At 72.7% G+C, this 14481-nt stretch carries 8 protein-coding genes and 1 pseudogene; 3 read left to right on the top strand and 6 right to left on the bottom strand.

All coding sequences use genetic code 11. From position 1 onward, the window contains the following. Positions 1 to 1708: 1708 nt before the first annotated feature. The 3 genes and pseudogenes from ABD879_RS22400 to trxA form a co-directional block, all read right to left on the bottom strand. A pseudogene (locus ABD879_RS22400) lies at positions 1709 to 1849 on the bottom strand (transposase); the annotation flags it as partial. A gap of 433 nt (positions 1850 to 2282) precedes the next feature. Next, positions 2283 to 3119 (bottom strand): putative RNA methyltransferase, encoded by an 837-nt coding sequence (locus ABD879_RS22395; protein ID WP_345023506.1) that lies wholly within the window; start codon positions 3117 to 3119, stop codon positions 2283 to 2285. 136 nt (positions 3120 to 3255) lie between these two features. Then, complete coding sequence (trxA, locus tag ABD879_RS22390; RefSeq protein WP_345023505.1) at positions 3256 to 3609, bottom strand: thioredoxin; 354 nt, start codon at positions 3607 to 3609, stop codon at positions 3256 to 3258. 130 nt (positions 3610 to 3739) lie between these two features. Here trxA and ABD879_RS22385 point away from each other — a divergent pair, with 130 nt between their 5' ends. Together ABD879_RS22385 and ABD879_RS22380 are read left to right on the top strand one after the other, a co-directional pair. Continuing rightward, positions 3740 to 4786, top strand: coding sequence for a sigma-70 family RNA polymerase sigma factor (locus ABD879_RS22385; RefSeq protein WP_345023504.1), 1047 nt, complete (start codon positions 3740 to 3742; stop codon positions 4784 to 4786). Between the two features lie 191 nt (positions 4787 to 4977). Beyond that, positions 4978 to 6333 carry a class II 3-deoxy-7-phosphoheptulonate synthase gene (locus ABD879_RS22380; protein WP_378272732.1) on the top strand — a complete coding sequence of 452 codons (1356 nt, stop codon included), beginning with the start codon at positions 4978 to 4980 and terminating at the stop codon, positions 6331 to 6333. 66 nt (positions 6334 to 6399) lie between these two features. Here the strand turns inward: ABD879_RS22380 and ABD879_RS22375 are convergent, their stop codons facing one another. From ABD879_RS22375 to ABD879_RS22365, 3 genes are all read right to left on the bottom strand, one after another. Beyond that, positions 6400 to 6834, bottom strand: coding sequence for an ATP-binding protein (locus ABD879_RS22375; protein ID WP_345023502.1), 435 nt, complete (start codon positions 6832 to 6834; stop codon positions 6400 to 6402). 61 nt (positions 6835 to 6895) lie between these two features. Next, entirely contained in the window at positions 6896 to 7237 is a 342-nt protein-coding gene (locus ABD879_RS22370; protein ID WP_345023501.1) for an STAS domain-containing protein, read from the bottom strand. A gap of 109 nt (positions 7238 to 7346) precedes the next feature. Beyond that, entirely contained in the window at positions 7347 to 9632 is a 2286-nt protein-coding gene (locus ABD879_RS22365; RefSeq protein WP_345023500.1) for a SpoIIE family protein phosphatase, read from the bottom strand. A gap of 438 nt (positions 9633 to 10070) precedes the next feature. On the opposite strand from ABD879_RS22365, the gene ABD879_RS22360 reads away from it, so the two are divergent. Continuing rightward, the gene (locus tag ABD879_RS22360; RefSeq protein WP_345023499.1) at positions 10071 to 14348 is read left to right on the top strand and encodes a hybrid sensor histidine kinase/response regulator; all 4278 of its coding nucleotides are present in this window, start codon (positions 10071 to 10073) and stop codon (positions 14346 to 14348) included. Positions 14349 to 14481 lie beyond the last annotated feature (133 nt).

Genomic DNA, 14481 nt, shown 5'->3' with positions numbered 1-14481 from the left:
GCACTGGCTTTTAACACGCTGTTGAGTTCTCAAGAAACGGACACCCACCGCGCGGTTCCCGCTTTCGCGTTCCCCGCCCCGGGGCGACTCTTAATTTACCGGGCCCTTTCCTCCTGTCAAATTGACCGCTTCCGCATCAATTCGACAATGGAAGTCCAGACCTGGAGTTCCACAAGCCGAACAGGAGCCCTGCCGGGCTCTGTATCGACTCGTAGGAGATTGCCCACCGGGTCGGCCGCCTCATCGGCGTCCGGCACCCCGCTCGGGCGCACCAGATCAGTCTACAGCACCCCGAGCACCGCTCGAGGCCGCTTCAGATCTGGTTCCCCGGGGCCGTCCGCCTCGCGGCGTCCCGCATCCCTCGGGTGCGGAAGACTTTAGGCAGGCAAGATCGAGGCCGTCAAATCGAGGCGGTCGGCGGGGCCCTGCGCCTCGGTGGTCCGTAGCACGCTCGCGCGAACGCAGTCCTACGGAGCCGCGGCCACGACAAGGCGAGCTCGGCGGCGCCGTGTCCCTCTGCACGCCTCGATCACCGCCGGCGTTTCCGGCCTGCCCTTTCGTCACACATGCCGAAGTGTCGCGCCTGCGCGCTTGTCAGCAGGACGCAGCCCGAAGCAGCTTGACCGACTGCGACGGCCTCTGCGGCAGAGAGCCCGGAGGACGCCTGTATCGTCCTTCGAACGGGCACGCGTCCGGGGCATTGAGCCAAGCCTCGTCCGGGGTCACCTGACGAATGGCACTGGACGCCCTCGAGCAGCTGGTGGGTGACCTCATCAACCTAGCCTCGTCCTCTGATCATGGGGCGACGTTGAAGGCCATCCGCCTGTTGGACACCAGTGCGAGGCCGTGTCCGGTAGATCTTGGGGTTCAGCTGTAAATTGATCTCGAGTGTCGGGGGCAGCCGGGTGTCCGCCGCCTGCTGCGGGCTCGTGGCATCGCCGCCGCCATCGGAGAACGTGCCGATCAGCAGACCGGGCGCCCGCCGATCTTCGCCCCGGCCGCCTGCAAGCGCCGCAACGTGGTCGAACACTGCATCAACCGGCACAAGCAGTGGCGCGGCATCGCCACCCGGTCCGGCAAGCTCGCCTGCAACTCCAGGGCAGCGACCGTGCTGGTCACTGCCTTGTTCCGTATCAACGCATGATCCACCGGACATGGCCTACGGCGAGCCCGGCGGATCATGGTGGATCCGCAGCAGTGCGCCGATCACGGTCCGTTAGTGCGCGGTCGGCATGGCGGGTGACACTGCTGCGTCATCATTCGAGCCGGTTGACAACGCTGCGGCGTCGGCGGGGCGGTCGCAATGCAGACGGCGGGCGGGCGGCCGCCGCCCCCCATCCCGCTCACACATGGCGGCGGCAACACGGAACCGCACAGGCGGGGACGACCCGGCTTACCAAGATCCATTGGACGGGGCCTAAGGCCTGTCCGGCGGATCACGGTGGTGCCGCAGCGACGTGGTGGCCGGGGTGCTCCGGCTCAGCGGTGACAGGGCGAGCCCGGTGGGGCGCGTGGCGATGCCGCGCCTCACTTCAGGTCGGTCGGTGCGGTGTTCGACCACGCTGCGGCGCTGGCAGGGCGGCTGCATCAAAGACGGGCGCGCGGCAGCCAAAGATCCACCGGGCACAACCCACGGCGTGGCTCAAGTGAGGTGAGCGCCCCGGGATCGCCGTGCCACGATCCCGGCCCCGGGCGTCCAAGACCTTCAAGACCTGGAGATGTTCCTGAAGCCCATCTGCTCGACCGGCTTGTCCACCCGCCGCGGCGACACGCCCAGCAAATAGCCGGTGGCCACCACGCCGGCCAGGGCCTGCACGGCCCGACGGCGGCGCTCCAGCAACCACGGTGCCGGGGTGCTCCGGCTCGGTGGTGCTGGTGTGGCGGGTGGCGATGCCGCGCCTCACTTCGGGCCAGTTGGTCGGTGTTCGACCACGCTGCGGCGCTGGCAGGGCGGCTGCATCAAAGACGGGCGCGCGGCAGCCAAAGATCCACCGGGCACAACCCACGGCGTGGCTCAAGTGAGGTGAGCGCCCCGGGATCACCGTGCCACGATCCCGGCCCCGGGCGTCCAAGCGCCATCGCCCCTGCCGATTTGCCATGGAGTACGGCGTCAACCACTTCGAGCGCCACCGGGCCGCAGCACCCTGGCCACCGCGGCGCTGCGGATCCACCGTGATCCCGAAGCGGCTCAGGCGGATTGGGCGGAGGTGGCTCCGGCGCCGAATGTTCGGCATCGGGCGGTTCGTGTCGTCACGCGGGAACGGGGGTGCGGCCTCGAGTTGCTACGGGGTGGACCGGAAGGTTGAGATCACGAAGGAGAGCGGGGTCGTGACCGGTGAGGGGAGGGCGGAGAGGCGGCGCCGCAGTTCGTCGGCGGGGACGTGGTGGGCGCTGGGGCCCATGCCGACGAGCGCCTCGGTCTCCGTGTGGTCGAGGGTCGCCTGGTACTCCAGGGTGCGGCGTGACTCCAGGGTGAAATGGGCGCCGAGCGTGGAGTCGACGCGTTCGTTCTTCTGTTGGTCCACCGTCACCAGGCCGAGGGCCTCGACGAGGGGGCCGAGGTGCCGGGGCGAGGGGGTGACGGTGACCAGGAGGCCGCCGCCGCGCAGCACCCTCTGGAACTCCGCGGCGTTGCGGGGCGCGAACACGTTGACGATCGCGTCCACCGAGCCGGTGCGGACCGGCAGGGGGCGCCACAGGTCGGCGACCACGGCTCCGATCCGCGGGTGTGCGCGGGCCGCGCGCCGGGCGGCGTACTTGGACAGGTCCAGCGCGATGCCCACCGCGTACTCCAGCGGCTTCAGCACCGCGCTCAGGTAGTAGCCCGTGCCAGCGCCCGCGTCGAGGACGCAGCCGACGCCGGGTTCGGCGGTGACGATCTCGGCCAGGACATCCGCCATCGGGGCGAAACGGCCGGTGGCCAGGAAGCTCTCGCGGGCGCTCACCATCTCGGAAGTGTCGGCGGTGCCGGGACGGGCGTTGCCGGGCAGCAGGTTCGCATAGCCCTGGCGGGCGATGTCGAACGCGTGTCCCCGTGCGCAGCGCAGCGCCTTATCCGCGAGCAGCAGCGGTTCCCCGCACACCGGGCACGCCAGGCGTTCGACCACATCAGCCAGCACGGGTCCATGGTCTACCACGCAGCAGGCGAGCCGGCAGATCGACACCGGCCCCGGGCCCGGGGGCGAGCCGGGCCCGGGGCCGGGGGCGAGCCGGGCCCGGGGCCGGGGGCGAGCCGGGCCCGGGGCCGTCCCGCCGTCAGGCCTTCAGGCGGCGCCGCACGTCCTCCATGTCCAGGGCGCGGACCTGCTCGATCACGTTCTCCAGGGCCGCGTCGGGCAGGGCGCCGGGCTCGGCGTACACGATGACACCGTCCCGGATCGCCATGAGCGTGGGGATCGAGGTGATGCCGAAGCGCTCCGACAGCTCGGGCTGGTCCTCGGTGTCGACCTTGCCGAAGACGATGTCGGCGTGCTTTTCGGCCGCCTTCTCGAAGACCGGGGCGAAGCGCCGGCACGGGCCGCACCAGGCCGCCCAGAAGTCGACCAGCACGATCCCGTCGCTCTGGGCCACGTCGTCGAAGTTGTCAGCCGTCAGTGTGACCGTCGCCATGTCGGTTTCTCCTCGGTCGGGGTATCAGCCTGGGTAGCGGTGCACAGCCCCGCAGTATTCCCGCCGTGGGAATCACAGAGCGGTAATTGGCGTTCTCCTTCTAGGGAGATCGCACCGGAGAAGGGTCAGGATGGCTGCAACCCGTAGCAAGGGCGACAGGATCGACGCCCTCGACAAGGACCTCGTCGGGGCGTACCTGGACCGGATCGGCCGAACCCCCCTGCTGGACGCGGAGGAGGAGGTCGACCTGGCCAAGGCGATCGAAGGGGGCCTGTACGCCGAACAGCTCCTCGAGGAGGGGCCCATCCCCGACGGGATCACCCGCGAGGAGCTGCAGGAGCTCGTCGAGGCGGGGCTGCGCGCCAAGCAGCGCTTCGTCGAGGCCAACCTGCGCCTGGTGGTCTCGATCGCCCGCAAGTACCCGACCGACGCGCTGCCCCTCATCGACCTCATCCAGGAGGGCAACCTGGGGCTGATGCGCGCGGTGGAGAAGTTCGACTACCGGCGCGGCTTCAAGTTCTCCACGTACGCGACCTGGTGGATCCGGCAGGCCATCGGGCGCGGCCTGAGCCACACCGCCCGGACGATCCGGCTGCCGGTGCACGTGGAGGAGGAGCTGTCGCGGCTGCGGCGGGCCGAGCGCCAGCTGGGCCGCGACCTGGGCCGCGATCCCACGCGCGAGGAGCTGGCCGAGGCCGTGGGGGCCGAGCCCGAGCACGTCGACGAGCTGCTGAGCTGGCGCCGCGATCCCGCCAGCCTGGACGCCACGGTCGACGACGCGGGCGAGACCGCCATGGGCGACCTGCTGGAGGACCCCGACGGGGTGACGCCGGAGGCCGAGATCCTGGCGCTGGACGAGACCGAGGGCCTGGGCCGCCTGCTGGAGCGGCTGCCCGAGCGCGAGTCGGCGATCCTGCGGGCCCGGTTCGGCATGGACAACGGCCAGCCGCTGTCGTACGCGCAGATCGGCGCCCGGTACGGGCTGAGCCACAACCGGGTGCGGCAGATCACCGACCGGTCGCTGCGGCGGCTGCGGCAGATGGCCGCCGAGGCGGATCTGGCCGGGCAGCGCGGGCCCGCGCGGGCCGCGGCCGTCCGGGCCGCCGCGGCGCCCGCCGCGCAGGGCCCGGAGCGCAAGGTCGCCGCCGCCGTCCGCGCGGCCGGCAAGGCCGCGTGACCCTTTCCTGACGTCTCCCCGACGCCGTGTGAACGGGCCAGCCGGGCGGACCGCTGCTCCGGGTCCGCCCGGCCGTACGATCTTCCGTTTTTTACCTTATTGCGAGGCCAGGGCCCGGGCGGCATCCGGAAGTTTTCCGGTTTTCTCCGCCGTTGAGGTCATGCCGGGCCTGCCGTAGTGCCATAGCCTTGATGCCCGTGAGTACATCTAGCGTCACGGGGCAGCTGGACGCCTGGCGTGCCCTCCCGGCACTGCAACAGCCCGAGTGGGACGACGCGGCCGAGCTGCGCACGGTGGTCGACGAGCTGGCCAAGCAGCCGCCGCTGGTGTTCGCCGGCGAGTGCGACCAGCTCAAGGAGAGCCTGGCCGCGGTCGCGCGGGGCGAGGCGTTCGTCCTGCAGGGCGGAGACTGCGCCGAGACCTTCGCGGGTTCCACCGCCGACGCCGTCCGCAACAAGCTCAAGACCCTGCTGCAGATGGCCGTCGTGCTCACCTATGCCGGCCGGGTGCCGGTGGTGAAGATCGGGCGGATGGCCGGGCAGTTCGCCAAGCCGCGCTCCAAGCCGGTCGAGGTGCGCGACGGGGTGGAGCTGCCCGCCTACCGGGGCGACGCCGTCAACGGCTTCGAGTTCACCCCGCAGGCGCGGCGCACCGACCCCCGGCGGCTGCTGCAGGCCTACCACTGCTCGGCCGTCACGCTGAACCTGTGCCGGGCGTTCACCAAGGGCGGGTACGCCGACCTGCGGCAGGTGCACGCCTGGAACCAGGACTTCGTGGCCAACAGCCCGGCCGGGCGCCGGTACGAGCGGCTGGCCGGCGAGATCGACCGGGCGCTGGCGTTCATGAAGGCCTGCGGCGCCGATCCGGAGGAGTTCCACGGCGTGGAGTTCTACTCCAGCCACGAGGCGCTGCTGCTGGAGTACGAGCGGGCGCTGACCCGCATCGACAGCCGCAGCGGGCTTCCCTACGACGTGTCGGCGCACATGGTGTGGATCGGCGAGCGGACCCGGCAGCTCGACGGCGCCCACGTGGAGTTCCTGCGGCACATCCGCAACCCGATCGGGGTGAAGCTGGGCCCGACGGCCACCGCCGAGGAGGCGCTGGCGCTGATGGAGCGGCTCAACCCCGAGGGCGAGCCGGGCCGGCTGACGTTCATCACCCGGATGGGCGCCGGGAGGATCCGCGACGTGCTGCCGCCGCTGATCGAGAAGGTGCGCGGCAGCGGGTCCCCGGTCGCCTGGATCTGCGACCCGATGCACGGCAACACCTTCGAGGCGCCCAGCGGGCACAAGACCCGCCGGTTCGACGACGTGCTGGACGAGGTCACCGGGTTCTTCGAGGTGCACCGGGCGCTCGGCACCCACCCGGGCGGCATCCACATCGAGTTCACCGGCGACGACGTCACCGAGTGCGTCGGCGGCGGGCACGAGATCGTCGAGGACGACCTGCACCAGCGGTACGAGACGGCCTGCGACCCGCGGCTCAACCGCAGCCAGTCCCTCGACCTGGCGTTCATGGTGGCCGAGCTGTACCGGGAGGCGCAGTGACCCTCCGGGGCGCGCGGGCCGGCCGTCGACCGAGACGCCGTTAGCCGAGACGCGGGCGGGCCGGGGTCAGATGGCGACCTCGGCCCAGACGACCTTGCCGCCGGTCACGGGCTCGGCGCCCCAGGCGGTGGCGAAGCGGTCGACGATGAACAGGCCGCGGTGCGACTCGTCGAGCGGGCCGGGGACGGTCAGGCGGGGCATCTGCGCGGCGCGGTCGCGGACCTCCACCCGGACCCGGTCCTCGTCGCGCTGCAGCCGCAGCTCCAGGGCGGTGCCGGCGTGCCGGACGGCGTTGGCGACCAGTTCGGCGACGATGGCGGTGACCAGTTCCTCGCGCTCCATGAGGGCCCAGGTGCGCATGGTGCGGGTGGCGAGGCGGCGGGCGTACTCGACGGCCTCGGTCTGGGGGGCGGCGCGCAGCGTCGTCTCGGTCATCGCCGCGGCCGCCGGGGAGTCCGCGGGGCCGGCCGGCGGCCGGGGGTCCACATGCCTGGGGTCCACATGCCGAGGGTCCACATGCCGGGGGTCCTTGTGCCGGGGGTCATCGTGGCGTGGCCGCGCATCACACCCGGCCCTCGGCGCCCTCGCCGCCTGCGGCGCCCGCCATGAGGAAGCGGTCGAGCCCGGTGGTGCGCAGCACGTTCTCGACGCGGCCGTAGGCGCCGGTCACCGTCAGGGTGGCGTTCTGGGCGCGGGCGTGCTTGTAGGCGCGGACGAGCACGTTGAGGCCGGAGGAGTCGCAGAAGTCGACGGCGGTGAGGTCGACCACGACTTCCCGCTCCCCCGCGTCGACCAGCTCGGTGAGCCGTTCTCTCAGCTCCTCGGAGGAGTGCAGGTCGATGGAGCCGCGCGCGGCGATCGTCGCGCGGCCGTCCTGTCGCGTCGTGTGCAAGGCCAGCCCCACGTCATCCCACCTTACCGATTGCAAGCGCCGGTGACGCCACCCGCTGCGGCGCCCCCGGGGGGTCGGCGGCTCGTGCCGGGCGGCTCGCCCCGACGGTTCATCTCGACGGTCACGACGCCCGCAGCACGATGAGCGCGACGTCGTCGTTGGACGGCTCGGGCCCGAAGTCGCGCACGGCCCGCTGGATGCGGGCGGCGACGGCGCCGGCGCTCAGGCCGGTGCAGCCCGCCAGCAGCCGTTCCAGCCCCTGCCCGTCGCCCAGCTGCCGGCCGCCGGAGCGCCGCTCGGTGACGCCGTCGGTCACGCACAGCAGCACCTGGCCGCGGCGCAGGGCGATGGTGTCGGTGTGGAACTCGACGCCGTCGAACACGCCCAGCAGCGGCTGCGGGCCGGCGGCCTCGCGGACGGTGCCGTCGGGGTCCAGGATCAGCGGCGGCGGGTGGCCGGCACTGGTCAGGCTGATGGTCACGCCGTCCCGGCGCGGCCGCGGGGTGATCTCGCCGTGCAGCAGGGTCAGCAGGCGGCCGCGTTCGCCCTCGCCGAGGATCAGCCGGTTGAGGCGGGCCAGCACGTCGGGCACGGACATGTCCTCGGCGGCCAGGATGCGCAGGGCGTGCCGGGCCAGGCCGGTGACGGCGGCGGCCTGCGGGCCGGTGCCGCACACGTCGCCGATGGCGAAGCGCCAGCGGTGGGCGGCGGGCCCGGCGGACGGCTCGGGGCAGGCGAACACGTCGTAGAAGTCGCCGCCGACCTCGCTGCCCTCGCCCGCCGGCTCGTACACCACGGCGACCTCCAGGCCCGGGATCTCCGGGACGCCGGGCGGCAGCAGGCTGCGCTGCAGGGCGCTGCTCATGGCGGTCTGGGCCGAGTACAGGCGGGCGTTGTCGATGGCCAGGGCGGCGCGGCGGCTGAGCTCCTCGGCCAGCTCGATGGCGCTGCGCGGGAAGCGCTCGCCGGGCGGGCGGCCGATCACGATGGTGCCGATGTGCCGGCCGCGGGCGATCAGCGGGAACGCGTAGGCGTGGTCGTCGGCGGTGCTTCCGGCGGCGGCGCGGGCCTGCGGCGGGGCGGCCCCGAAACCGTTCCAGGGGCCGGGGCCGTCCGCCGGCGGGGCGAGGTCGGCGTGGGCGAGCAGCTCGCGCAGCCCGTCGGCGCGGGTCTCGTCGGCGTGCCAGACGTAGGCGAGGCGGTCGCGGCCGCCGTCGGCGTCGGTGAAGACGGCGCACCAGGTGGCCAGCCGCGGCACGACCAGCTGGGCGACCAGCGCCATGGTGCGCTCCTGGTCGAGGGTGCCGGCGAGCAGGTCGCTGGCCTCGGCGACGAAGCTGAGCCAGCCGCGCCACGAGCGTTCCAGCTCGCCGATGCGGACCTTCTCCAGCGACAGCGACATCTCCTCGGCGAGCCGGCCGAGGCGGGCGGCGTCGGCGTCGGCGAACCGGCCGGGGGCGGCCGCCACGGCGACGACCAGGCCGGTGAGGCGGCCCTGGGCGAGCAGCGGCGCGGCGGCCAGGGTGCGGGCGCGCACGGCGGCGGCGACCGGGTCGGTCTCGCCGGCGGCCACCCAGGGGGCGCCGCCGCGGCCGCCGGGGCCCAGGTCGACCACCGACAGCTCCTCCACCGGGGCCTCGGTGGGCAGGCCGGAGGCGGCGCCGAGGACCAGCCGCCCGTCGCGTTCGGCGAGCAGGACGGCGGCGCCGTCGGCGTCCAGCACGTCGCGGACGGTGTCGACGGCCTCCTGCAGCGTCTCCTTGGCCGAGGGCGAGCGCAGCAGCCGGTCGCTGGCCACGGCCATGGCGGCGGGGTCGTTCTCGTCGCGGCGGACGTGGACGCCGAGGCGCCCGGAGGGGCGTGCGGCGCCCCGTCCGCGGGGGCGCGCGGCCCTGCCGCCGGAGGGCTCGCCGGGGCCGGCCGTCCCCGCGGGCGCTTCGGCGGCCGCCGCCCCGGGCGCGGCGGCGTCCTCGGGGCCGGGGCCGGCCTCGGCGCCGGGGCGGGGCAGGCGGAACCACACGCCCTTGCCGTGCCGGTCGTAGGTGACGCCCCAGGACGCCGACAGGGCCGCGATCGACGGCAGGCCGCGGCCGCTGGAGGCCTCCATGCCGGGCATCTCGATGATGCGGGTGGGGTGGTGGTCGCGGACCTCGATCCGGATGTCGCCGTCGGTGAGATGGCAGAGCACCTCGAACGAGGTGCCCGCGTAGGCCACGGCGTTGGTGGCCAGTTCGCTGGTGGCGAGCACGGCGTCGTCGACGGCCTGGTCCATGTGCCAGCCGGTCAGCACCCGGCGGACGAAGCGCCGGGCCTCCGCCACGGACGTGGCGGCGCAGGGGAAGGTGGCCGACGCCGTCTGCGCCGGGGCCGGTCGCGCCGTGTGCGCCGCCGCCGTCTGCCGATCCAACAGTCGTTCCTCACTTCGAGCTTTCACGGGGCCCGGCTATCGTGACAGACGGGTTCGCCGTTCGGCCAGGAAGGACCCGCCACCGGCGGGATCCGGACGGGCGGACACGGCCGCCGCCGACCGGTGCCCGGCGGCGGGGCCCGGCCGCGGCATCCGGCCGCCGGGGAGCGGGGGACTACCGGGACGCTTCCCGGCCCGGCGGACGGAAGCGGCCAGGCCGCCACAACACGACAGACCGTAACACGAAGACTACGAGGCAGCCCTCGCCGCGTCGTGTCATACCCGCGTCCCGGCCGGCCACCGGCCCCGACCCCCGTCGGGCCGGGCGTTCCGGGCGGCGGTGCCGCCGCTGCGGAACGTAAAGTACAGGTGCGGCCACGCCAGCAGGTGTCCGTCGTTTCCGGGTACCCATATCGCGGGCCAGGAGGATGAAGCAGCATGCCCCGAACCGCTTCCCGTTCGCTGAGCCATCGCAGCGGGTCTCACGACACCACCCCGCGTTACAGCGACGCCGACCTGGCGCCGCTGCTGAAAGCGCTGGCGGCGGTGCGGGACGGCAAGCTCCGCAAGGAACTGGACGTGCCGGGCGAGGGCGCCGTGGCGCAGGCCGCGGCGATCCTGGAGGAGATCCGCGAGAACGGCGAGCACCTGGCCTCCGGCCTGGCGCGGGTGCGGCGCGAGATCGGCCGGGAGGGGCAGCTGCGGGGGCGGCTGCGGCCCGGGGCGCTCAAGGGCACCTGGGGCAGCGCGGTGGAGGACGCCAACGCGATCATCGACAAGCTCACCGACCTGGCCACCGGCATCCACAAGGTGGTGGAGGCGGTGGCGGCGGGCGACCTGAACCAGCGCGTGGAGCTGCGGGTCGGCGGGCGGCCGATGCGCGGGGAGCTGCTGCGCATGGCCCGGTCGGCCAACTCGATGGTGGAGCTGCTGGACAAGTTCACCTGGGAGGTCACCCAGTTCGCCCGGGAGGTGGGCACCGAGGGGCGGCTGGGCGGCAAGGCGTCGGCGCGCGGCATGAAAGGCCGCTGGCGGGACGTCACCACGGCGGTGAACCTGATGGCCGACCGGCTGACCGCGCAGGTCCGCGACATCGCCGAGGTGACCACGGCGGTGGCCCGGGGCGATCTGACCCGCAAGGTCACCGTGGAGGCCACCGGTGAGCTGCAGGAGCTGAAGCTCACCGTGAACACCATGGTCGACCAGCTGTCGGCGTTCGCGTCCGAGGTGACCCGGGTCGCCCGGGAGGTGGGCACCGAGGGGCAGCTGGGCGGCCAGGCCAACGTGCGGGGCGTCAGCGGGGTCTGGAAGGACCTCACCGACAACGTCAACGCCATGGCCAACAACCTGACCTCGCAGGTGCGCAACATCGCCCAGGTCACCACGGCGGTGGCCGAGGGCGACCTGGGCAAGAAGATCACCGTCGACGCGCAGGGCGAGATCCTGCAGCTCAAGCTGACGGTCAACCAGATGGTGGACACCCTGTCGGCGTTCGCCGACGAGGTCACCCGGGTGGCCCGCGAGGTCGGCACCGAGGGACGCCTCGGCGGCCAGGCCCGCGTCCCCGGGGTGAGCGGCGTGTGGAAGGACCTGACGGCGAACGTCAACGGCATGGCGTCCAACCTGACGTACCAGGTCCGCAATATCGCCCAGGTGACGACGGCCGTCGCGCAGGGCGACCTGACCAAGAAGATCACGGTCGACGCCCAGGGCGAGATCCTGGAGGTCAAGGACACCGTCAACACGATGGTGGACACCCTGTCGGCGTTCGCCGACGAGGTCACCCGCGTCGCCCGGGAGGTCGGCACCGAGGGACGCCTCGGCGGCCAGGCCCGCGTCCCCGGGGTGAGCGGGGTCTGGAAGGACCTCACCGACAGCGTCAACTCGATGGCCGGCAATCTGACCACGCAGGTCCGCAACATCGCGCAGGTGACCACCGCCGTCGCGCAGGGCGACCTCACCCGCAAGATCACCGTGGACGCGCAGGGCGAGATCCTGCAGCTGAAGGAGACCATCAACACGATGGTCGACATCCTGTCGGCGTTCGCCGACGAGGTCACCCGCGTCGCCCGGGAGGTCGGCACGGAGGGACGCCTGGGCGGGCAGGCGATCGTGCCGGGCGCGGGCGGCATGTGGAAGGACCTGACCGACAACGTCAACGGGATGGCCTCCAACCTGACCACCCAGGTCCGCAACATCGCGCAGGTCGCCACGGCGGTGGCGCACGGCGACCTGACCCGCCGCATCGACGTCGACGCCCAGGGCGAGCTGCTGGAGCTGAAGACCACGCTGAACACGATGGTGGACACGCTGTCGTCGTTCGCCTCCGAGGTGACCCGGGTGGCCCGGGAGGTCGGCACCGAGGGCCGGCTGGGCGGGCAGGCCGAGGTGGAGGGCGTGTCGGGCACCTGGAAGCGGCTCACCGAGAGCGTCAACGAGCTGGCCAGCAACCTGACCACGCAGGTGCGGGCGATCGGCGAGGTGGCCCGGGCGGTGGCGCGCGGCGACCTGACCCGCTCCATCACCGTGGAGGCGCGCGGCGAGGTGGCCGAGCTGAAGGACAACGTCAACCTGATGGTCGCCACGCTGCGCGAGACCACCCGCGCCAACCAGGAGCAGGACTGGCTGAAGACCAACCTGGCGCGCATCGGCGGGCTCATGCAGGGCCACCGCGACCTCATGCAGGTCGCCGAGCTGATCATGCGGGAGCTGACCCCGACCGCCAGCGCCCAGTACGGCGCGTTCTACCTGGCCGAGGATCCCGAGGACCGGCCGGACGGCGCGGACGCCGACGGGGCCGAGCTGGTGCTGACCGCCGGGTACGGGATCCCCCGCGACCGGATCGGCGCGGTGCGGTTCGCCATCGGCGAGGGCCTGGTCGGGCAGGCCGCGCGGGAGCGCCGCCGGGTGCTGATCGCCGACGCGCCGCCCGGCTACCTCAAGATCGGCACGGGGCTGGGCGAGGCCGCCCCGGTCAACATCATCGTGCTGCCGATCGTGTTCGAGGACACCGTGCTCGGCGCGATCGAGCTGGCCTCGTTCAACCGGTTCACCGACGTGCACCTGGCGTTCTTCGACCAGCTGATCGAGACGATCGGGGTGACGCTGAACGCCATCCGCGCCAACGCGCGCACCGAGGCGCTGCTGGCCGAGTCCCAGCGGCTGGCGCAGGAGCTGCAGGAACGTTCCGACGAGCTGCAGCGCCAGCAGGGCGAGCTGCGCCACTCCAACAGCGAGCTGGAGGAGAAGGCGGCGCTGCTGGCCCAGCAGAACCGCGCGATCGAGATCCAGAACTACCAGATCGAGCAGGCCCGGCGGACCCTGGAGGAGCGCGCCGAGCAGCTGGCGATCTCCTCGCGGTACAAGTCGGAGTTCCTGGCGAACATGTCGCACGAGCTGCGCACCCCGCTCAACAGCCTGCTCGTGCTGGCCAAGCTGCTGACCGAGAACGCCGAGGGGAACCTGACCGAAAAGCAGGTCGAGTTCGCCCGCACCATCCACGACTCCGGCACCGACCTGCTGGAACTGATCAACGACATCCTGGACCTGGCCAAGGTGGAGGCCGGGAAGATGGGGGTGCACCTGCAGGAGATCAGCGTGTCCGCGCTGGTCGACTACGTCGAGGCGGCGTTCCGCCCGCTGTCGCAGGACAAGGGCCTGCGGTTCGACGTGGAGGTCGCCCCGGACGTCCCGGCGACGCTGTACACCGACGAGCAGCGGCTGCAGCAGGTGCTGCGCAACCTGCTGTCCAACGCGGTGAAGTTCACCGCCGAGGGCGAGGTGCGGCTGCGCGTGGAGCGGGCCGGCGACATGGACGTCACCGTCCCGGCGCTGTGGAACGTCCCCGACGTGCTGGCGTTCCGCGTGATCGACACCGGGATCGGGGTGAGCCAGGACAAGCTGCAGGCGATCTTCGAGGCGTTCCAGCAGGCCGACGGCACCACCAGCCGCCGCTACGGCGGCACCGGGCTGGGCCTGTCGATCAGCCGCAACATCGCCCGGCTGCTGGGCGGGGAGATCCACGTGGAGAGCGAGCTGGGCCGCGGCAGCGTGTTCACCCTGTACCTGCCCGCCCGGTTCCCCCCCACGGACGACCGGCGGCGGCACGGCGCCGAGGACGGCGGCGCGGCGGCCCGGTCCGGCCGCGCCGCCCAGGCGGCCGACGCGGCCGCGCCGCTGGAGGCCGTGCCGGCGGGCCGCGGCGACGACGCCCCTGTCCGCGGGCACGTCCGCGAGCACGTCCGCGAACATGTCAGCGAGCACGCCGGCGAGGAGGATCCGCTGGACGGGGTTTTGGCCGACCCGCCCGCCGATTTCCTGGACACCGCGCTGTCGGGGCGCAAGGTGCTGATCGTCGACGACGACGTGCGCAACGTGTTCGCGCTGACCAGCGTCCTGGAGGGCTACGGCATGGAGGTGCTGTACGCCGAGGACGGGCAGGCCGGCATCGACCTGCTGCACCGCAACCCGGACGTGGCGATGGTGCTGATGGACGTGATGATGCCCGGTCTGGACGGCTACGCCACCACCGCCGCGATCCGCCGGATGCCGCAGTTCGCCGAACTGCCGATCATCGTGATCACCGCGAAGGTGATGAAGGGCGACCGGGAGAAGAGCCTGGCCGCGGGCGCCTCGGACTACGTGCCCAAGCCGGTGGACGTCGACCGGCTGCTGGACGTGATGCGGCGCTGGCTGCGGGCGTCGGTGGTGCGCTGACCGGTGCGAGGACATGTCCGCTGAGGGGGGCGCCGGGCCCGTGGGATGATCGGGGCGGCGGGGCGGGGGCACCGCCGGCGGCCGGCTCCGTGACCGGGGTGCCGCGACCCGGCCGGGGGATCGGATCGGAGGA

This window comes from Actinomadura keratinilytica, assembly GCF_039539665.1.
Lineage (GTDB): Bacteria > Actinomycetota > Actinomycetes > Streptosporangiales > Streptosporangiaceae > Spirillospora > Spirillospora keratinilytica.
The sequence above is the reverse complement of the archived record's forward strand: the minus strand, read 5'-3'. Positions and strand labels throughout refer to the sequence as shown.

Coding starts and splice junctions, on each gene's coding strand:
- trxA (WP_345023505.1), bottom strand. CDS start 3,609: ATGGCGACGGTCACACTGACGGCTGACAACTTCGACGACGTGGCCCAG.
- ABD879_RS22360 (WP_345023499.1), top strand. CDS start 10,071: ATGCCCCGAACCGCTTCCCGTTCGCTGAGCCATCGCAGCGGGTCTCAC.
- ABD879_RS22385 (WP_345023504.1), top strand. CDS start 3,740: ATGGCTGCAACCCGTAGCAAGGGCGACAGGATCGACGCCCTCGACAAG.
- ABD879_RS22380 (WP_378272732.1), top strand. CDS start 4,978: ATGCCCGTGAGTACATCTAGCGTCACGGGGCAGCTGGACGCCTGGCGT.